Annotated in this window: 14 protein-coding genes, 3 tRNA genes and 1 pseudogene; 12 read left to right on the forward strand and 6 right to left on the reverse strand. The window is 65.9% G+C overall.

The genetic code is table 11. From position 1 onward, the window contains the following. Positions 1–67: 67 nt before the first annotated feature. Positions 68–2548, reverse strand: coding sequence for a ribonuclease R (gene rnr / locus G3N61_RS05770; protein ID WP_205821828.1), 2481 nt, complete (start codon positions 2546–2548; stop codon positions 68–70). Between the two features lie 250 nt (positions 2549–2798). Between rnr and G3N61_RS05775 the strand changes: the two genes are divergently transcribed. Then, positions 2799–2885, forward strand: a tRNA-Leu gene (locus G3N61_RS05775). Between the two features lie 223 nt (positions 2886–3108). On the opposite strand, the gene G3N61_RS05780 is transcribed toward G3N61_RS05775, so the two are convergent. Together G3N61_RS05780 and G3N61_RS05785 are read right to left on the reverse strand one after the other, a co-directional pair. Then, positions 3109–3546, reverse strand: a complete 438-nt coding sequence (locus G3N61_RS05780; RefSeq protein ID WP_043182642.1) for a MarR family transcriptional regulator — start codon at positions 3544–3546, stop codon at positions 3109–3111. 90 nt (positions 3547–3636) lie between these two features. Next, entirely contained in the window at positions 3637–5199 is a 1563-nt protein-coding gene (locus G3N61_RS05785) for a DHA2 family efflux MFS transporter permease subunit (protein WP_205821829.1), read from the reverse strand. A gap of 366 nt (positions 5200–5565) precedes the next feature. On the opposite strand from G3N61_RS05785, the gene G3N61_RS05790 reads away from it, so the two are divergent. From G3N61_RS05790 to G3N61_RS05825, 8 genes and pseudogenes are all read left to right on the forward strand, one after another. Continuing rightward, a complete protein-coding gene (locus G3N61_RS05790; RefSeq protein ID WP_205821830.1) occupies positions 5566–6555 on the forward strand; it encodes an aliphatic sulfonate ABC transporter substrate-binding protein in 990 nt (329 codons plus the stop codon). A gap of 114 nt (positions 6556–6669) precedes the next feature. Further along, a tRNA-Leu gene (locus tag G3N61_RS05795) sits at positions 6670–6756 on the forward strand. A 375-nt stretch (positions 6757–7131) separates the two neighbouring features. Further along, positions 7132–7218 (forward strand) — tRNA-Leu (locus G3N61_RS05800). 369 nt (positions 7219–7587) lie between these two features. Further along, a complete protein-coding gene (locus G3N61_RS05805) occupies positions 7588–8835 on the forward strand; it encodes an ROK family protein (protein ID WP_043182636.1) in 1248 nt (415 codons plus the stop codon). Next, entirely contained in the window at positions 8822–10375 is a 1554-nt protein-coding gene (locus G3N61_RS05810) for a sugar ABC transporter ATP-binding protein (RefSeq protein WP_205821831.1), read from the forward strand. The genes G3N61_RS05805 and G3N61_RS05810 overlap by 14 nt, the downstream gene beginning before the upstream one ends. Positions 10376–10499: 124 nt before the next feature. Further along, positions 10500–11453 (forward strand): annotated as a pseudogene (locus tag G3N61_RS05815) (ribose ABC transporter permease); the annotation flags it as partial. Between the two features lie 82 nt (positions 11454–11535). After that, complete coding sequence (locus tag G3N61_RS05820) at positions 11536–12480, forward strand: ABC transporter substrate-binding protein (RefSeq protein ID WP_089450392.1); 945 nt, start codon at positions 11536–11538, stop codon at positions 12478–12480. 126 nt (positions 12481–12606) lie between these two features. Continuing rightward, positions 12607–13542, forward strand: coding sequence for a carbohydrate kinase (locus G3N61_RS05825; RefSeq protein WP_205821832.1), 936 nt, complete (start codon positions 12607–12609; stop codon positions 13540–13542). A gap of 28 nt (positions 13543–13570) precedes the next feature. Here G3N61_RS05825 and G3N61_RS05830 read toward each other — a convergent pair whose 3' ends face one another. The 3 genes from G3N61_RS05830 to G3N61_RS05840 all read right to left on the reverse strand — a co-directional run bounded on the left by G3N61_RS05830 (position 13571) and on the right by G3N61_RS05840 (position 16606). After that, entirely contained in the window at positions 13571–15301 is a 1731-nt protein-coding gene (locus tag G3N61_RS05830) for a SulP family inorganic anion transporter (RefSeq protein ID WP_089450391.1), read from the reverse strand. Positions 15302–15308: 7 nt separating this feature from the next. Next, positions 15309–15935, reverse strand: coding sequence for a ParB-like protein (locus G3N61_RS05835; protein ID WP_043182629.1), 627 nt, complete (start codon positions 15933–15935; stop codon positions 15309–15311). Positions 15936–16063: 128 nt separating this feature from the next. Continuing rightward, entirely contained in the window at positions 16064–16606 is a 543-nt protein-coding gene (locus G3N61_RS05840; protein ID WP_205821833.1) for a GNAT family N-acetyltransferase, read from the reverse strand. 281 nt (positions 16607–16887) lie between these two features. On the opposite strand from G3N61_RS05840, the gene G3N61_RS05845 reads away from it, so the two are divergent. The 3 genes from G3N61_RS05845 (at position 16888) to G3N61_RS05855 (ending at position 21057) form a co-directional block, all read left to right on the forward strand. Further along, positions 16888–18108 carry an MFS transporter gene (locus tag G3N61_RS05845; protein WP_043183148.1) on the forward strand — a complete coding sequence of 407 codons (1221 nt, stop codon included), beginning with the start codon at positions 16888–16890 and terminating at the stop codon, positions 18106–18108. Between the two features lie 215 nt (positions 18109–18323). After that, positions 18324–19145 carry a TetR/AcrR family transcriptional regulator gene (locus tag G3N61_RS05850; protein ID WP_043182625.1) on the forward strand — a complete coding sequence of 274 codons (822 nt, stop codon included), beginning with the start codon at positions 18324–18326 and terminating at the stop codon, positions 19143–19145. 157 nt (positions 19146–19302) lie between these two features. Then, positions 19303–21057, forward strand: a complete 1755-nt coding sequence (locus tag G3N61_RS05855; RefSeq protein WP_205821834.1) for an AMP-binding protein — start codon at positions 19303–19305, stop codon at positions 21055–21057. The last annotated feature ends 19 nt before the right edge of the window (positions 21058–21076 follow it).

Genomic DNA, 21076 nt, shown 5'->3' on the forward strand with positions numbered 1-21076 from the left:
GCCGATGACCGGTGACGCGGCGTCTCTCGATACTGCAGGGCGGGCGCTTGGCGCCCGCCCCGAACGCTCAATACTTCTTGCGGGCGCGAGTCTTCTTCGCGGTCGGCTTCGCCGCCACACCACCACCACTGCCGCCCTTCTTCTTCGCGGCGGTACGCGCGGCGCGCGCTTCGTTCACGGCAACGCTCGGCGCGCTCGCGGCCTTCTTGCGGCGCGGCGCGGGTTCCTCCGCCTGCGGCAGCGCGCGGACGCGCGGGCCATTACCGCGGTCGACGCCGCCGCCAGCGGAAGCCGGCGCGGGCGACGGACGCGGCGCCTTCACCGGCGTATCGCGCACGAGGCGGAAGTCGATCTTGCGCGCGTCGAGATCGACGCGGCTCACCTGCACGCGCACACGATCCGACAGGCGATAGCGGATGCCAGTCCGCTCGCCGCGCAGCTCGTTCTTGATCTCGTCGTACTGGAAGTAGTCCGAGCCGAGTTCCGTGACGTGCACGAGCCCTTCGATGAAGAGCGTGTCGAGCTGCACGAAGATGCCGAACGACGTGACGCCGTTCACCATCCCGCCGTACTCCTCGCCGAGCTTGTCGCGCATGAAGTAGCACTTGAGCCAGGCTTCGACGTCGCGCGACGCTTCGTCCGCGCGGCGCTCGTTCGCCGAGCAGTGCAGGCCGAGCTCTTCCCAGATCGCCGTGTTCGGGCGCGAGCGGCCGCGCGTTTCGTCGTCGGCCTGCTGCATCGCGCGGGCGCGCGGCGACAGCGCGGTGTTCAGCTCGAAACCGTCCGGCGCCTTCGGCACGTATTTCTTGCCGGACAGGATCGCGTAGATCGCACGGTGCGTGAGCAGGTCCGGATAACGGCGGATCGGGCTCGTGAAGTGCGCGTACGCCTCGTAGGCAAGGCCGAAGTGACCGATGTTGTCCGGGCTGTAGACGGCCTGCTGCATCGAGCGCAGCAGCATCGGCTGCAGCATCTGCGCATCGGGCCGGTCGCGAATCTGCGCCATCAGCGCCGCGTAGTCGCTCGCATGCGGCTTGTCGCCGCCACCGAGCGACAGGCCCATGCCGCGCAGGAACGCGCGCAGGTTCTCGAGCTTCTCCGGCGTCGGCCCTGCGTGCACGCGGTACAGGCCCGGATGCTTGTTGCGCTTCAGGAAATCGGCCGCGCAGACGTTCGCGGCCAGCATGCATTCCTCGATCAGCTTGTGCGCGTCGTTACGCTGGCGCGGCACGATCTGCTCGATCTTGCCCTGCGAGTTGCAGACGATGTAGGTCTCGGTCGTGTCGAAGTCGATCGCGCCGCGCTTCTGCCGTGCGGCGAACAGCGACTTGTAGACGCCGTACAGATCCTGCAGGTGCGGCAGCAGGTCCGCGCGGCGCGCGGCCTCCGGCCCCTTCGTGTTCGACAGCACCGCCGCGACTTCGGTGTACGTCAGGCGTGCAGCCGAATGGATGACGGCCGGATAGAACTGGTACGCCTTGATCTCGCCGCGCGCGGTGATCACCATGTCGCACGCGAGCACGCAGCGGTCGACCTGCGGATTCAGCGAGCACAGCCCGTTCGACAGCTTCTCCGGCAGCATCGGAATCACGCGGCGCGGGAAGTACACCGACGTGCTGCGCTCGAGCGCGTCGGCATCGAGCCCGCTGCCCGGCTGTACGTAGTGCGACACGTCGGCGATCGCGACGATCAGCCGGTAGCCGTCGCCGCGGCCGACCTTGACCGGCTCGCAGTAGACGGCGTCGTCGAAGTCGCGTGCGTCCTCGCCGTCGATCGTCACGAGCGGCACGTCGCGCAGGTCGACGCGGAAACGCAGGTCGGCCGGCCGCACCTTGTCGGGCAGCGCGGCGGCTTCGTCGAGCGCCGGCTGGCTGAATTCGTGCGGCACGCCGTACTTGCGCACCGCGATTTCGATTTCCATGCCCGGATCGTCGATATCGCCGAGCACCTCGACGACACGGCCGAGCGGCTGCGAATGACGGCTCGGGAAGTCGGTCAGCTCGACGACGACGACCTGCCCGACCTTCGCCTTCTTCACGTTCTGCGTGATCAGGATGTCGTGGCCGATGCGCTTGTCTTCCGGTGCGACGATCAGCGCGCCGTTCTCGTTGAGCAGGCGGCCGATCACGCGCTTGTTCGCGCGCTCGGTGACTTCGACGACGTGCCCTTCCGGGCGACCGCGGCGATCGTAGCCGACGATCCGCGCGAGCACGCGATCGTTGTGCATCACCTTCTGCATTTCGCCGTTCGGCAAAAACAGGTCGTCCTGGCCGTCGTCACGGATCACGAACCCGTAGCCGTCGCGATGCCCCTGCACGCGCCCGGCGACGAAATTCGACGGATGGGTCAACTGGTAGTGGCCGCGCTTGTCGAGGCGGATCTGGCCGTCGCGTTCCATCGCGGCGACACGCCGGAAGAACCCCTCGCGCTCCTGACGCTTGATCGACAGGGCTTCGGCGATGTCGTTGGCGGCCAGCGGCGCGTCGCTCGTACGCAGCACGCCGAGAATTTCTTCACGGCTCGGAATGGGGTACGGATATTTGCTCAAGGGTTTGTCGATGGTTGTTCTCGTTGCGTTGATTGATGGTGCACGGCATCAACATAGAGGTGTCCTTCAGACAGTTCTATATTGACGGCGGCGGGTCATTCTATCACCCGCCTGTGTCACCAAATGACGGGAATGCCGCCGGCAGGCGCGGCGGAGGCCGGTTTGCGATGCATCGCAAAAAAGTGTTGACACGAATAATTGGGGCGCTATAATTTCGCTTCTTTGCAGCAAGCAGCTAACTGCAAAACGTGCCCAGGTGGCGGAATTGGTAGACGCACTAGGTTCAGGTCCTAGCGGTGGCAACATCGTGGAGGTTCGAGTCCTCTCCTGGGCACCATCTGTTTTTGAAAAGGTCGGCTTCTAGCCGGCCTTTTTTCATTTCCGGCTCCGGAAACAATGCGCCTGCTCGCTTCGCGCGAGATCTCGAAAGGCTGCGCCTGCAAGCGCAGCCGGGGCTGCACATGTGTGACCGAGCCCCCCCCTCGCGGGCACCCTCTGCTTCTTAAAAGTCTTCTAGCCGGCCTTTTAGCATTTCCGGCGCCCGCATGACAGCGCCCGGCTTACTCGCCGATGAACTTGCGCAGCAGCCGGCTCAGTTCATCGAACTCGGCCTTCGAAAATTTCCGCAAGCGGGCATTGAGCACCTTCGGCGCGATCTCCGGAATCTGCGCGGCAACCGCCTGCCCCGCTTCGGTCAGCGCGAGGTCCACCACGCGCCGATCGCTCACGCTGCGCGAACGCTCGACGAGCCCCTTGCCCTCCAGTTTGTCGAGCAAGCGCGTCATCAGCCCGGTGTCGACGCCGAGCAGCTTCGACAATTCGAAAGGCGTCGCCGCGCTGCCGCTCCGCAGGGACAGCAGCACGCCCATCTGCTGCGCCGTGATATCGAGATCCTTCAATGCCGCATCCATCTCGGACGTGACCAGGTTGCGCGCCTTCGCGAGCACGAACCCCACGCTTTCGGTGAGCAGGAAATTCTTCGGCGTGTAGTGTTCCATCGTGCTCGCTGAGTCGGATATTGTTGACCGACACAATAATTGCGACATCATGATTTTTCAAGGCACGCGGCATCCCGCGTGCACGCCGGCTCAATGCCCGCCGGCCGCCGCCGCCCCGGCTGCCACGCCCTTGCCCGGCTTCGTCACCCAGACCAGCGGAATGATCAGCACGAAGATCACCGCCGACAGCCAGAAAACGTCGTTCAGCCCCAGCATCGTTGCCTGCGCATTCAACGTCGCCTCTAGGAACGTCAGCGCCTTCGGCGTACCTGCATCCAGCGCACTCTGCACGCCGGAGAGCGCGCTCGCGAAGATCGGGTTGTTCACGCTGCCCTGCTCGGCCAGTTGCGCATGATGCAGGATCGTGCGGTCGTTCCACGCGGTGCTCGCGAGCGACGTGCCGACCGCGCCCATGAACACGCGTGCGAAATTGGACAGGCCCGCGGCCGCCGGGATGCGCTCGGGCGGCAGCCCCGACAGGATGATCGACGTGAGCGGCGTCATGAAGAACGCCGTCGGGATCCCTTGCAGCAACGTGGGCACCACGAGCGACCACGTATCGATGCCCGTCGTATAGCGCGAGCGCATGAAAAACACGCCGGCGAATCCGAGAAATGCGAACGTGACGAGCACACGCATATCCGATTTCGGCATCACCTTCCCGACCACCGGCGCGAGGAGCACCGCGAAGATGCCGAGCGGTGCAGTCACGAGGCCGGCATTGATGACCGGGTAGCCGAGCGAACCCTGGATCCATTGCGGCAGGATCACGAGATTCGCGAAAAATACCGCAAACGCAATCGAAATGGCCAGCGTTCCGCCAAGAAAATTTCGTTGTGCAAACAGCCTGATATCGACGATCGGACGCTCCTCGGTCAACTCCCAGATCAGGAAGAACACGAAACCGACCACCGCCACGATGGTCAGGATCCAGATCGTCGACGAATTGAACCAGTCGAGATCCTTGCCCTTGTCGAGCATGACCTGCAGCGCGGCCACCCATACGACCAGCGCAATCAGCCCGACCTTGTCGATCGGCAGCTTGCTGGTTGGCGTCTCGCGGTTGCGATAGAGCGCCCAGATCACGGCGGCGGCGAACAACCCGACCGGCACATTGATGTAGAAGATCCACGACCAGCTGTAGTTGTCCGTGATCCAGCCGCCGAGCGCGGGGCCCGCAATCGGCCCGACGGTAGCCGTCATTCCCCACAGTGCCAGCGCGCTCGAACTCTTCTCCTTCGGAAACGAAGCCAGCAGCAACGCCTGCGACAGCGGCACGAGCGGCCCCGCCACGGCGCCTTGAATGATCCGTGCCGCGAGGAGCGTGGTGAGGTTGGGTGCAAGCCCGCACACGGCCGACGACAGCACGAACAGCAGGATGGCCCAGACGAACAGCTTCACCTGCCCGACCCGCTGCGTCAGCCAGCCGGTCAGCGGGATCGACACCGCGTTGGCCGCGGAGAACAGCGTGATGACCCACGTGCCCTCGTCGGTGGACACGCCCAGATTGCCGGAAATGGTCGGAATCGCGACGTTGGCGATCGACGAATCGAGAACGTTCATGAACGTGGCGAGTGCCACCGCGAGCGTGCCCAGTGCGAAGCTGGCGCCGGTCAGCGGCGTCGGCGCGCCCGGACTTTCGGACGGTTTCATCGGAGGTCCTTCTGATCGGGCGCCACGCGAACAGCCGCCGCGACACCGAGCAAAATTAACTGACAAGTCAGATAAATGAGGGAAAAAAAGCGACCGGCGCGGCGCGCGGGTACTGCCGCGCCAACGCCAATCGCTGACTCTGAGTTTTCTGCAATGAATATATTTGACTATGCAATCAAATGCAAGCAGGAAACATCGATCGACTGTCCGCACGTGACCGGGCGCGCCGCGACCACCCGCGCCTCCACCCTCCCCTTATGCTCGCCAGCCGGATCGATAGCAGAATTTATCGGTTATCGTCGGCCCGCCCCGTTGTAAGTTAGCCGGCTCGCTTCAATGCAACGAACCAGACCAGGAGCACGATCCATGACGTCGATGAACCGCCGCGCATTCGCACGCGTGATGCTGGCCGCAGGCCTCACTGCCGCCGGCGTCCGAACGCACGCCGAGAACGCACCCGATGTGTTGCGTATCGGCTACCAGAAATCGTCGACGCTCATCACACTGCTCAAGACGCGCGGCGCGCTTGAACAGGCACTGGCGCCGCGCGGCTTGCGTGTGTCGTGGCATGAATTCGCGAGCGGATTGCCGCTGACCGAAGCGCTCAACGTTGGCGCCGTCGATTTCAGCGCCGACGTGGCCGATACGGTCCCGGTCTTCGCGCAGGCCGCGCATGCGCGTTTCGTGTATGTCGCGCAGGAAGCGCCTTCGCCGAAGGCGCAGGCGATCGTCGTCAAGCAGGACGGCGCACTGCGTACGCTCGCCGATCTCAAGGGCAAGCGCATTGCGGTCACGAAGGCAGCCGGCAGCCACTACCTGCTGCTTGCCGCGCTCGCACGCGCGAAGCTCGGGCCTGCCGATGCGGCGATCCATTACCTGACGCCCGCGGACGGCCGCGCGGCGTTCGAGCGCGGCAGCGTGGACGCGTGGATCACCTGGGATCCCTATGTCGCGTCGGTCGACCGGAATCCCGACGTGCGGATTCTCACCGACGGCAACGGGCTCGCGTCGTACCAGCGCTATTACCTCGCATCGAGCCGCTTCGCCGCCGCGCGTCCCGACGTCATCCAGATCCTGTTCGACCAGTTGTCGCAGTCCGGCACGTGGCTGCGCGACCACCCGCAGGAGGCCGCGAATACCCTCGCACCGATCTGGGGGCTCGACGCGACGACGATCGCGCGCGCGAACGCGCGGCGCAGTTATCTCGTCCGCGCGGTGGCCCCGCAAAATTTCGGCGAGCAGCAACAGATCGCCGACACGTTCCTGGCCGCCGGCCTGCTGCCGACGCGTGTCGAGACGGGTCAGGCGCTGCGCTGGAATTTCGCTGCGAAACGGGCGGAGCCGGTCGGTGTATGAATGGCCGTTCAGTGAAGGGCGATAATTTTCATCGTCGCCGATGAAATTGTGTTGACAGCCCCTTCGGACACGCTATAATTTCGTTCTTTCGCGATGCAGCAACAAGCGAAACGTGCCCAGGTGGCGGAATTGGTAGACGCACTAGGTTCAGGTCCTAGCGGTGGCAACATCGTGGAGGTTCGAGTCCTCTCCTGGGCACCATCTGTTTTTGAAAAGGTCGGCTTCTAGCCGGCCTTTTTTCATTTCCGGCTCCGGAAACAATGCGCCTGCTCGCTTCGCGCGAGATCTCGAAAGGCTACGCTTGCAAGCGTGATCAAGCCCCTCCCCCTGCCGACCATCATCTGCTTTCTGCTTTTTTCATTTCCGGCATCCGGAAATGATGCGCTCGAGTTCCTGGTCGGCATCCCAAGTTCGACGATACGCGTCGACCGCCGCAATGTTTGCGCACCCCACCCGCCCGGTGCCCCGCGAACAGGTCCGCCGAATTATTTTCGTTCGCGACCTCAAATTGTGTTGACAGCCCCTTCGGACACGCTATAATTGCGTTCTTTCGCGATGCAGCAACAAGCGAAACGTGCCCAGGTGGCGGAATTGGTAGACGCACTAGGTTCAGGTCCTAGCGGTGGCAACATCGTGGAGGTTCGAGTCCTCTCCTGGGCACCATCTGTTTTTGAAAAGGTCGGCTTCTAGCCGGCCTTTTTTCATTTCCGGCTCCGGAAACACATCCCCCCATCTTCACGAACGAACCCATCGGTTCCGTTTGCGCGATCAGCACCGGTGAGCCGTGACGGTGTGCTGCGAACCCGGCGACAGCCATTTGTCCCGCATGAATGCCACCACCGGCATCACGTTGCGCCTGACTTTCCAGCGCTCCGCAATCCGCCCCCGATTCCCGACGCCTCACTCCGCCATCCCCGCCTCCACCCAAAACCGGGATTTCCCTAGGCTGACATGCCGGCGCTCACGCGGTTAAATAAATCAACGTGATTTATTTAATGCGCCACCCAACGGCGCACCATGGAAGGAGACGCCATGAGAAGCCCGCACTTCGGCCAAGGCAGCAACTCGGCCAACGTGCGCCGTTACAACGAGCGCCTGCTGTTGAAGACGCTGCGCCGCGCCGGCAGCGCGTCGAAGGCCGATCTCGCCCGTCTCGCCAGCATGACGGGCACGGCGGTCGGCAGCATCATCGCGTCGCTCGCCGACGCAAAGCTGATCGAATTCGCGGGCCGCACCGAAGGCCAGCGCGGCCAGCCGGCCTCGCTGATCCGCCTCGATCCGCGCGGCGCATTCGGCATCGGCGTCCACCTCGACCGCATGCGCATCGAAACGGCGCTCGTCAACTTCGCGGGCGACGTGCTCGGCCGCCGCTCGCACGACACGCTGCTGCCTCCGCCCGCCGACGTGCTCGAGATCGTCCGGCACGACATCGACGCGATGCAGGCCCTGCTCCCCGACCACGAGCGCGCCCGCCTGACCGGCATCGGCGTCGCGCAGCCCTACAACCTGGGTGCGTGGATGCGCGAACTCGGCCTCGCACCCGACACGTTCCGCGCGTGGGAAGACGTCGATTTCGCGGCCGACCTCGGTCGCACGCTATCGCTCCCGGTATTCGGAGAAAACGACGGCAACGCGGCCGCGATCGCCGAGCTGTTCTATGGATACGGCCGGCAGTGCGACGACTTCGTCTACCTGTTCATCGGGCCGGCAATCGGCGGCGGCATCGCGATCGACGGCGACTGCCTGCGCGGCGTAACCGGCAATGCGGGTGACATCGCCGTGATTCCCGTGCCGCCGAGCCGGCTGGCATCCGCACCGCCGCCGCGCGGCCCGTGGGACATCCTGCTCGCGCGCGCATCGCTGCATGCGCTCGTGCGCCATCTGCGCCATCACGGCGAGACGGTCGACAATCGGGCCGATCTCGAAGCGTGCATCGCCCGCGGCCTGCCTGCCGTCGACGAATGGATCGACGATTGCGTCGACGCGCTCGCGCCGGCGTTGCGCGCGGTGCTGTGCGTGGTCGATGCGCCGGTGGTCGTGCTCGACGCCGATACCGACGCGGGCCTGCTCGACGCGGTCACGACCCGCCTGCGTGCGGCGCTCGTGGCCACCGCGCCCGAAGCGCGCGGCACGCCGGTGCTCGTACGCGGCACGTTCGGCGCCGACGCCGGTGCGATCGGCGCAGCCACGCTGCCGATGTTCTTCAACTTCTCCCCGCGGGCCGGCATCCTCAAGGGCGCCCGCACCGACTCGCAGGAGGCCAGCCATGTCGCGATCTGAGTCGCCCCGCCCGCTGCTCGAGATGCGCGGGATCAGCAAGACGTTCCCGGCCGTGCGCGCGCTCGACAACGTCAGCCTGACCGTCTATCCCGGCGAGATCCATTCGCTGATGGGCGAAAACGGCGCGGGCAAATCGACGCTGATGAAGATCCTGTCGGGCGCATACCGCGCCGATGCCGGCGGCGAGATCCTGATCGACGGCGCACGCATCGACATCGACGGCCCCCTTGCCGCACGCGATGCGGGCGTCGCGGTGATCTACCAGGAGCTGTGCCTGTCGCCGAACCTGACCGTCGCGGAAAACATCTACATCGGCCGCGAACTGCGGCGCGGCAACCGGCGCTGGGGCACGATCGACCGCGCGGCGATGGCGCGCGGCTGCGAGGACGTGCTCGCGCGCCTCGGCGCATCGTTCGGGCCCGACACGCTCGTCGACACGCTGTCGATCGCGGAGCAGCAGCTCGTCGAGATCGCGCGCGCCGTGCACACCCGCGCACGCATCCTCGTGATGGACGAGCCGACCACGCCACTGTCGTCGCGCGAGACCGAGCACCTGTTCCGCCTGATCCGCCAGTTGCGCGAGGAAGGTCTCGCGATCATCTACATCAGCCACCGGATGGCGGAGATCTACGAACTGTCCGACCGGGTATCGGTGCTGCGCGACGGCGCGTACGTCGGCACGCTCGAACGCGCATCGCTGTCGGCCGAGCGTCTCGTCGCGATGATGGTCGGCCGCGACATCTCCGGCTTCTACAAGAAGGAACACGCGCCGTACGATCCCGGCCACCTGCTGCTGTCGGTCCGCGACATCGCCGACGGCGCGCGCGTGCGCGGCTGCAGCTTCGACCTGCACGCCGGCGAAGTGCTCGGCGTCGCGGGGCTCGTCGGCGCAGGCCGCACCGAACTCGCGCGGCTGATCTTCGGCGCCGAACCGCGCGTGCGCGGCGACGTGAAGGTGGGCGACCGCACGTTCGGCGCGCACTCGCCGCGCGACGCGATCGACGCGGGCCTCGTCTACCTGACCGAAGACCGCAAGCGCCAGGGCCTGTTCCTCGACATGAGCGTGCGCGACAACATCAACATCTCGGTCTGCAGCCGCGATGCGCGGCTCGGTGCGCTCGACCTCGCGCGCGGCGCCGAACGCGCATGCGACGCCATTGCGTCGCTGTCGATCCGCGTGCCGAACGCGAACGTCAACGTCGGCGCGCTGTCGGGCGGCAACCAGCAGAAAGTGCTGCTGTCGCGCCTGCTCGAGACGAAGCCGCGCGTGCTGATCCTCGACGAACCGACGCGCGGCGTCGACATCGGCGCGAAATCCGAGATCTACCGGATCATCAACGAACTCGCGCGAGCCGGTGTGGGCGTGATCGTGATCTCGAGCGAACTGCCGGAGATCATCGGTGTCGCCGACCGCGTGCTCGTGATGCGCGAAGGCGAGATCGCGGGCGAACTCGGCGGCCACACGCACACGCCCATCACGCAGGAAGCGATCATCGCGCTCGCCACCGGCTCGCAGGCCGAACTCGCCGACGCGCACTGAACCCGCCCTTTCATTTCACTTTTACATTCAGGTTACCGAAATGATCAACCCGACCAAGCAGCGGAACCTCGCTTCCGCGACGGCCCAGCCGGTGGGCAACCGTACGCCGCTGTTGCGCGGCACCGATCACCGTGCCCGCATGCAATCGCTGATCCGCACCGCCGGCATGCTGCCGGTGCTGCTGGTTCTGTGCATCGGCTTCGGCTTCCTGACCGACGGCTTCTTCACGCTGCAGAACCTGTCGATCGTCACGCAGCAGGCATCGATCAACATCGTGCTCGCCGCCGGCATGACCTTCGTGATCCTGACGGGCGGCATCGACCTGTCGGTCGGCTCGGTGCTCGCCGCCGCGGCCGTCGCGGCGCTGCTCGCGTCGACCATCCCGGGCTGGGGCTGGCTCGGCGTGCCGTTCGCGCTCGTTGTCGGCCTCGTGTTGGGCGCGATCAACGGCGGCCTGATCTCGTTCCTGCGCCTGCCGCCGTTCATCGTCACGCTCGGCGCGATGACGGCCGTGCGCGGTGTCGCACGCCTGATCGGCAACGACACGACCGTGTTCAATCCGCAGTTGCCGTTCGCGTTCATCGGCAACGGCACGATCCTCGGTGTGCCGTGGCTCGTCGTGATCGCGTGCGCGGTGATCGCGATCTCGTGGTTCATCCTGCGCCGCACGGTGCTCGGGATGCGCATCTATTCGGTCGGCGGCAATCCGGAAGCCGCCCGCCTGTCGGGCATCAACGTGCGGGCGATCCAGTTGTTCGTGTACGCGGCGTCGGGGCTGCTCGCCGGCCTCGGCGCGGTGATGTCGGCCGCGCGGCTCTATGCGGCCAACGGCCTGCAGCTCGGCCAGTCGTACGAACTCGACGCGATCGCCGCCGTGATTCTCGGCGGCACGAGCTTCGTCGGCGGCGTCGGCTCGATCGTCGGCACGCTGATCGGCGCGCTGATCATCGCGGTGCTGACGAACGGCCTCGTGTTGCTCGGCGTATCCGACATCTGGCAGTACATCATCAAGGGGCTCGTGATCATCGGCGCCGTCGCGCTCGACCGCTACCGCCAGCGCGATTCCGCACGTACCTGAACCCCTTCCCGCTCATTCGACCTTGCGGCGCAGGCCGATCCCTGCGCCCGCTCGCCAGCCCACTTCTCGGAGACACAACGACATGTTCAAACACAAAGCCGTCCTGACCGCCGCTGCCTGCGCACTCGCCTTCGGTACTTCCGCCGCGCACGCGGCCGACAAGCCGCTCAAATCGATCGGCGTCACGGTCGGGTCGCTCGGCAACCCGTACTTCGTCACGATCGTCAAGGGCGCCGAGGCACGCGCCAAGCAGCTCAACCCGAATGCGAAGGTCACGGCCGTGTCGGCCGACTATGACCTGAACAAGCAGTTCACGCAGATCGACAACTTCATCTCCGCGCACGTCGACATGATCCTGCTCAACGCAACCGACCCGAAGGCGATCGAGCCGGCGGTGAAGAAAGCGCAGGCGGCGGGCATCACGGTCGTCGCGGTCGACGTCGCGGCCGCCGGTGCGAACGCGACCGTGCAGACCAACAACGTGAAGGCCGGCGAGCTGGCATGCGATTACATCGCGAAGAAACTCAACGGCAAGGGCAACGTGATCATCGAGAACGGCCCGCAGGTGTCCGCCGTGATCGATCGCGTCAACGGCTGCAAGACCGTGCTCGCGAAAAATGCCGGCATCAAGGTGCTGTCGAGCGACCAGGACGGCAAAGGCTCGCGCGAAGGCGGGATGAATGCGATGCAGGGCTACCTGACGCGCTTTCCGAAGCTCGATGCAGTATTCACGATCAACGACCCGCAGGCGATCGGCAGCGATCTCGCCGCGAAACAGCTGAACCGTCCGGGCATCGTAATCACGTCGGTGGACGGCGCGCCCGACATCGAAGTCGCGCTCAAGACCAACACGCTCGTGCAGGCGTCGTCGAGCCAGGATCCGTGGGCGATGGCGCAGCAGGCCGTCAACGTCGGCTACGGGATCATGAACGGCCAGAAGCCGGCCAACCCGATGATCCTGATCGAACCGACGCTCATCACGCGCGACAACGTGAAGAGCTACAAGGGCTGGAGCACCCCGCGCTGATCGCGCCGCCCCGCCGCAAAACCGGGCGGTGCCCGGCCGCATCGCTGCACGCGACGGCCGGCGCCACCCGCCTCTGACTTCCCCCCGTGCATGGCCGCGCGCAACGTCGCGGCACAAGGTTTCGACATGACGACGACGTTTCCCCGCCTGATCGTATTCGGCGAGGCACTGACCGATTTCATCCGCGACGACGCGCAGCACTGGCACAGCGTCGCTGGCGGCTCATGCTGGAACGTCGCGCGCGTCGGTGCGCGGCTCGGCGTGCCGACGGCCTTCGCCGGCACGGTCAGCCGCGACATCTTCGGCGACGAGCTGATGCGCAAGAGCGCCGACGCGGGGCTCGACCTGCGTTTCATCCGGCAGGTCGATCGTGCGCCGCTGCTTGCGATGGTCGTGTCGAAACAGCCGCCCAACTATTTCTTCATCGGCGAGCACAGCGCCGATCTCGCGTTCGATCCGGCGGACCTGCCCGCCGGTGCACTCGACGCGGCCGAGATCGTGCATGTCGGTTCGCTCGGTGTCGTGCGCGAGCCGCTCGCGTCGCGCCTGATCGAAGTTGCGCAAGCTGCGCGGGCGGCCGGCAAGCGGATCTCGTTCGACCCGAACTTCCGTGCGCCGATGGCCGCGCCATCGTATCGCGACACGCTGCGCCGGCTGGCCGGGCTCGCCGACTGGATCAAGGTGTCCGACGAGGATCTGCACGGGCTGTTTCCCGAACTCGATGAAGCCGCCGCGCTCGCGCAACTGCGCACGTGGGCGCCGGACGCAACGATGCTCGTCACGCGCGGCGCATCCGGCATGCAGCTCCTGCATCGCGACACCGTGCTGTTCCAGCCCGCGTTCCCGACCGAGGTTGCCGATACCGTCGGCTGCGGCGATGCGAGCATCGGGGGCTGGCTCGCGAGCCAGCTTGCGCGGCCCGATGCGTCAGCCGCCGAGCATCTGCGCTACGCAGCCGCCTGTGCGGCGGTCGCCTGTGCGCATGCAGGCGCCTATGCGCCGACGGCGGCCGAAGTGACCGACATGATCGATCGCTCCGCCGACGCCGTGGTTTCGCAATAACACGCGCAGGCGCGCCGCCCCCGCACCGTCAAGCGGCGGTCGTTCCGCCGCTACCGTTCGGCGGCATCCCGGCCTGCAGCAGCTGCAGGCTCTCGTCGACGCTCAATTCGGACATCGCGTCGTCGTGCAGCGTCTCGTCCGCTGCGCGGCGCAACGCATGCAGCGCGTGCACCTTGAGCCGTACGATCGCAAGGCGCAACCCGCGCGCCGTGCATTCAGCCGCGAATGTGCGCAACGATTCGATCGTCGTGCCGTCGACATCCGGCGTTTCCTCGAGGCTGAGCATCACCGTATGCGTGTCCGGCGCGGTCTTCATCAGCGCACGCACGCGGTTCAGCATCCGGTCCGCATTCGCGAAGAACAGCTGCGCCTCGGGCCGCACGATCAGCACGCCCGGCACCGGCTTCGCTTCGGCATGGCTCGCCACGTCGACGAAGTCGTGACTGTCGCGCAGCCGGCCGAGCACGCTGACGTTCGGCTCGGACAGCTTGCGCAGCGTCAGCAGCAGGCTCACGCCGATGGCCGCGAGCAGCCCGTGCAACACGCCGAGCACGAGCACCGCGAGCAGCGCCGCGATCACGACGAGCCGGTCGCGATGCCAGGCCCAATACGGCCGGAATACCGACGGATGCAGCGAGTGGCTGACCGCGAAGATCACGATCGCCGCGAGCACGGGCTCCGGCGTGCGCGCGAGCTGCGGCAGCAGCAGCCAGACGATCAGCGCGACCACGCCCGCCGCCCACAGGCCGGCAAAGCGCGACTGCGCGCCGGCCGCTTCGTTCGCCGAGGTCGCCGAATAGCCGGCACCGACCGGCATCCCGTGCAGCAGGCCCGACACCAGATTCGCGCAGCCGAGCGCGACGAGGTCGCGGTTCGGCGACACGCTGTCGCCATGCTTCAGCGCGAAGTTGCGGATCGATCCGTACGATTCCGCGTACAGGATCAGCATCAGCGCGAACGCAAGCTCGATGGTCTGCATCCACGCATTGCGGTCGAGGGTCGGCAAGCCGAACTCGATGTGCTTGAAATCGATGTGGCCAACGATCGCGATCCCGTATCGCTGCCAGTCGATCGCATAGCCGGCCGCGATCGACAGCACGATCACGACGAGCGTCGCGGGCACGCGCGAGCTCCGCCCGAGCGTGAACAGCAACGCCAGTGCGGTCGCACCGAGCGCGACGCTGGCGAGATTCGCATGCGGCGCGCCGGTGATCAGGTCGAGCGCGACATGCGGCGCATCGCTGTGCTGCACGGAAATCGCGAGAATCTTCGGCAACTGCTTGATGACGATCGTCACCGCGAGGCCGAACGTGAAGCCGCGCAGCACCGGCCGCGCGACGAAATCCGACATGCCGCCGAGCCGCGCGGCGCCCGCCAGGATGAACAGCACGCCCGTCATCGCGACGAGCGCCGCCGCGAGCGCGAGCTGCGCGGCGAGCGCCATCCCCGACTCCGCGAGCACCGTCGCGGCCAGCACGGCGGCGGACGACGACGTCGACGACACGATCGCGAAGCGGCTGCTGCCGGTGAGCGCATAGACGACGAGCCCCGACAGCAACGCGATGAGACCGGCCTGCGGCGGCAGGTTGGCCAACCCCGCGTACGCGACCGCCTCGGGTATCAGCAGGCCCGCGATCGACAGGCCGGCCAGCGCATCGAGGCCGATGCGTCGCTTGGGTGGCGGCGAAGTCGCGTCGAGCACGGCGAAATGGTCGGCATGCTGCGGGCCGGCATCGGAACGGATCGGGGCGGTCGTCATGAGGCGGTCAGGGCTTGACGGCGATGACGCCCGACCAGCCGGGCAGATAGCGTGCGTCCTGCTCGTGCGCGCGATGTAGTGCGATATCGAGCGCCTTTGCGAAATTCTTGCGGATCTGGTCGAGCGACACGTGCTGGCGCAGGTAGTCAGCCCACAGGAATTCGCTGAACGGCGTCGCGTCCTTCGCATAGCCGCCCGCCGTGCGCAGCTCGCCGGCAAGGCTGCGGTACGGATCGTCCACGAGCCCCGTCAGCGCCTTCGGCAGATTCTCGTAGTCGCGGCGCGTGCCGTCCGCGCCGAACGGATGCACCCACTGGTTGTGTTCCATCATCCGCCAGAAGATCGTGTGGTCGAGCCACGACAGATCCTTCAGCAGCATCGCGTTCACGCGCGCCTCGCCTTCCTCGATCAGCGCGAGGCCGAGATGGTGGTGATCGGTGATGTAGTGCAGCCCATCCGGGCCGAGCACGGCCGGGAACCAGTGCGATTCGATCGCGGCCTTGCGCGCACGCTTGCTGAGCGCCTTCCAGTGCTTGCGCTTCGCCTTGACTTCGCGATAGCCGACCGTCATCTGCGTGGGACGCAGTTCTTCAAGCTTGACGGGAATCAGATGAACATCATTGCCGAGTGCCATGGTCGTACCCCATGTTGCGAAATTCCGGCAACGATACTCCTGATCGCGCGAGCCGTTAATACGTCATGACCTCGATACGCATCCGGTTGACGATCTCTGACACCCTCCTGCGCATGCGCTGCGCCGCGCTACGCGCGCAGATCGTTGCGTTCGAGACGATGTCGAATGTAAGGAATACCGTCGTGCACGATGCTCACGCGACGCATCCCGAGCTTGTGCGCGACATTCAGCGAGCCACTGTTGGCCTCCGCGATATCGGCGATCACGCGCGGCAGCCGCACCGTGTCGAAGGCATGACGCACGACCGCTGACGCAGCCTCGCTCGCGATGCCGCGCCCCCATGTCGTACGCACCAGCCGCCAGCCGATCTCGACGTCGCGCGCGCCGTCGGCATAGTCGGGAATCAGCAGGATCCAGCCGATGAACGCATCGGGCGCGGCCTTCTCGAAGATCGACCAGTAGCCGAGGCCTGGCGGATAGTCGCGCGTGATCCGGTGCGTGACGAAGCGTCGATGCTCGACCGGATCGTGCCACGGGCCCGCGATGTGCCGCGTGACCTCGGGATCGCGATCCATCTCGATGCACGCATCGAGGTCGGCCAGCACGCGCGGACGCAGCCACAGCCGGGCCGTTTCGAGCACCGGCAGCGTGGCGGCGGAAGGTTCGGTCATCGGGACTCCTGATTCGGTGACGATGTGCATCGGGCGCATTACAAAACAACTACAAACAGCCTGCCGGAATGATACAGATGCCTGTCGCCTGTTTCGTGCGACGCCGTTTCCATTTCCGAAACAGTTCATTTCCTAGGGATTATTCCCGATTCGACGTTATCGCGCCCTACATCGCCCGGCGCCGCGGCCTACACTCGATCAATGCCCCCGCACCGCGCGCAAGCCGGGCCGGCATCCGCATGCACATCGTGAGCGCGCAAGCCAACGAGGAGACCTCGGACATGAGCTGGACCCGCGAACAACGCAACGTCACGATCGCCGCCTACCTCGGCTGGACGCTCGATGCGTTCGATTTTTTCCTGATGGTTTTCGTGCTGAAGGACATCGCCGCCGAATTCGGTTCGACGATCCCCGCCGTCGCGTTCGCGCTCACGCTGACGCTCGCGATGCGCCCGCTCGGCGCGCTGATCTTCGGACGGCTCGCCGACCGCTTCGGCCGGCGCCCGACGCTGATGGTCAACATCGCATGCTATTCGCTGCTCGAACTCGCGTCGGGTTTCGCGCCGAGCCTGACCGCGCTGCTCGTGTTGCGCGCGCTGTTCGGTGTCGCGATGGGCGGCGAATGGGGCGTCGGCTCCGCGCTGACGATGGAAACCGTGCCAACCCATGCGCGCGGCTTCGTGTCGGGGCTGCTGCAGGCCGGCTATCCGAGCGGCTACCTGCTCGCGTCCGTCGTGTTCGGCCTGTTCTACCAGTACATCGGCTGGCGCGGGATGTTCATGGTCGGCGTGCTGCCCGCGCTGCTCGTGCTTTACGTGCGCGCACACGTGCCCGAATCGCCGGCGTGGAAGCAGATGGAGAAACGCCCGCGCCCGAGCCTTGGCACCACGATGCGGCAGAACTGGAAGCTCACGATCTACGCGATCGTGCTGATGACCGCGTTCAACTTCTTCTCGCACGGCACGCAGGATCTCTATCCGACGTTCCTGCGCGAACAGCATCACTTCGATCCGCATACCGTGTCGTGGATCACGATCGTGCTGAACATCGGCGCCATCGTCGGCGGCCTGTCGTTCGGTGCGATCTCGGAGCGGATCGGCCGGCGTCGCGCCATCTTCATCGCTGCGCTGATCGCACTGCCCGTACTGCCGCTGTGGGCATTTTCGAGCGGCCCGGTTGCGCTCGCCGCGGGCGCGTTCCTGATGCAGATCTCGGTGCAGGGTGCGTGGGGCGTGATCCCGGTTCACCTGAACGAGATCTCGCCCGACGAGATCCGCGCGACCTTCCCCGGCGTCGTCTACCAGCTCGGCAACCTGCTCGCGTCGGGCAACGCGACGATGCAGGCCTCGCTCGCCGTGTCGAACAACAACAATTACAGCTTCGCGCTCGCGCTCGTGGCCGGCATCGTCGCCGTCGTGATCGCCGTGCTGATCCTGTTCAGCCGCGAACGGCGCGGCATCGACATGACGCAATCGGTCAATACGCGTAGCGCGGTCAGCTGACCCCGCGCATTGCCGCATCGCACCATCGCGCGTGCCCCGCCCTGCCGAGGGCACGCGCGATACTTTCCGCATCCGCACATCGAACTAGAGGAATTTGTCCAGATTCCCCGCTTGCCCGCTCCGCCTGCCCTTTTTTATCTTAATAAAAACGACTGTTTGAATCAGACAAACAAATCACCAGTTCGCGGCCGGGCGACCGGCATGGGAGGCGGGACATGGCAGTAAGTCAGGAAGGACGGCCATCCGCGGGACGGCCGTCCGGGGCGCGGTCATCCGGCACTCGGCAGACCGGTGGGACGAAGGCACGCATCCTCGATGCGGCGGAGGATCTGTTCATCGAGCATGGCTTCGAGGCGATGTCGATGCGCCAGATCACCTCGCGCGCGGCGGTCAACCTGGCCGCGGTCAACTACCACTTCGGCAGCAAGGAAGCGCTGATTCACGCGATGTTGTCGCGCCGGCTCGACCAGCTCAACCAGGAACGCCTCGGCATCCTCGACCGCTTCGATGCGCAACTCGGCACGCACATCACCTGCGAGCACGTGCTCGGCGCGATGTTCATTCCCGCGCTGAAGGCATCGCGCAATCCCGAGCGCGGCGGGCCCGGGTTCCTGCGCCTGATCGGCCGTGCATACACCGACCCGTCGCCGTTCGTGCGCAACTTCCTGACCGCGCACTACGCGAGCGTCGCGGGCCGCTTCTTCGACGCGTTCCAGCGGGCCTTGCCGCACCTGCCGCGCACGGAGCTCGGCTGGCGCCTGCACTTCGCGATCGGCGCGCTGTCCGGCGCGCTCGCCGGCGCCGAAACGGAAAGCCTGATCGACGAGTTCTCGCAAGGCCGCACGATGAACGACGTGCAGATGATCGCGCGACTGTCGTCGCTGATCGTCGCCGCGCTGAAAGCGCCGATGCCCGACAGCGCGCAACTGTCGATCTTCGCGGCCGTGCTCGACGACGCAGGCGCGAGCGAAGCGTTCGGGCTGCCGCAGTCGGGCGCGACCACCGCCGATACGGCGACGCTGCATTCCACGAACTGAGCGCGCGAGGCCACGCGCGACTTCCTGTTCACGATTTGATTGAAACGCGCGGTCACGCGGGGCGTCGAGACGTTCCCGTCGATCGACCGTGCGGCACGGGGCACGGGCGGGCGCTGAAGCACCCGCCGTCGCCGAGAGCACAGACCGGAGACATGTCATGTCATCTTCCGCAGCACCCGCAGCGGCCCAGGTTCCGCCGAACTCCGACGGTATCTGGTACGCGTCATACCCGCCCGGCGTCCCGCACGAGATCGACGTCACGCAATATGCATCGCTCGTGCAGTTCTTCGACGAATGCACGAGCCGCTTCGCCGAGCGCGTCGCCTATGTGAGCGCAGGCGCATCGATGACCTACCGCACGCTCGCGCGGAAAGTCGACGCGTTCGCGTCGTATCTGCAAAGCCTCGGCGTCAAGCCCGGCGACCGCGTCGCGATCATGCTGCCGAACACGTTCCAGTACCCGGTCGCGCTGTTCGGCACGCTGAAGGCCGGCGCGATCGTCGTCAACGTCAATCCGCTCTACACCGTGCGCGAACTCGCGCACCAGCTGAAGGACAGCGGCGCGCAGACGATCGTCGTGTTCGAGAACTTCGCGCGCACGCTGCAGGACGCGCTGCCGGAAACGCAGGTGAAGAACGTCGTCGTCACCGCGCTCGGCGACCTGCTCGCCGACGGCTTCAATGCGAAAGGACGCCTGATCAATTTCGTGCTGAAGCACGTGAAGAAGCTCGTGCCGGCCTACCACCTGCCGCAGGCCATCCGGTTGCGCTCCGCCCTCGCGCTCGGTGCACGCGGCAAGCCGCAACCCGTGAAGATCACGCGCGACGACCTCGCGTTCCTGCAATACACGGGTGGCACGACGGGCGTCGCGAAAGGCGCGATGCTCACGCACGGCAACCTGATCGCGAACCTGCTGCAAGCGAAGGCCTGGATCGCCGACCAGGTATCGGGCGACGTCGAAACCGTGCTCACGCCGCTGCCGCTGTATCACATCTATTCGCTGACGGTGAACGCATTCATCTTCATGGGGCTCGGCGGGCGCAACATCCTGATCGCGAACCCGCGCGACATGACGATGGTGATGAAGATCATCCGCAACGAGACGTTCACCGGCATCACCGGCATCAACACGCTGTACAACGCGTTCCTCGACAACGAGGAATTCCGCAAGCGCGATTTCTCGAAGCTGAAGCTCGCGATGGCGGGCGGGATGGCGATGCAGCGCGCGGTCGCGGAGCGCTTCCAGCAAGTGACGGGCCGGCCGGTCGTCGAAGGCTACGGCCTGACCGAATGCTCGCCGATCGTCACGATGAACCCCGTGGACCTGAACGACATGGCCGCGTTCAGCGGGTCGATCGGCCTGCCCGCGCCGTCCACCCTCGTGCGCTTTCGCCGCGAGGACGGCACCTGGGCGCCCATCGGCGAACCGGGCGAGCTGTGCGTGCACGGTCCGCAGGTGATGCGCGGCTACTGGCAGCGCCCCGACGAGACGGCCAAGGTGATCGACGCCGACGGCTGGCTCGGCACCGGCGACATCGGCGTGATGGACGAACGCGGCTTCATCCGCCTGATCGACCGCAAGAAGGACATGATCCTCGTGTCGGGCTTCAACGTGTATCCGAACGAGATCGAGGAAGTGCTGGTGATGCATCCGGGTATCAGCGAAGCCGCGGCGATCGGCATTCCTGACGAGATACAAGGCGAACGGATCAAGGTGTTCGTCGTGCGCCGCGACCCGTCGCTGACGGTCGACGACGTGCTCGCGCATTGCCGCAAGAACCTGACCGGCTACAAGATGCCGAAATTCGTCGAGTTCCGCGACGCGCTGCCGCAGACCAACGTCGGCAAGATCCTGCGCCGCGCGCTGCGCGACGAGGAACTCGCCAAAATCAAGGCCGCGAAGCAAGGCTGAACGATCCATCGCCCCGGGA

Source organism: Burkholderia sp. Ac-20349 (assembly GCF_017104865.1).
GTDB lineage: Bacteria > Pseudomonadota > Gammaproteobacteria > Burkholderiales > Burkholderiaceae > Burkholderia > Burkholderia aenigmatica.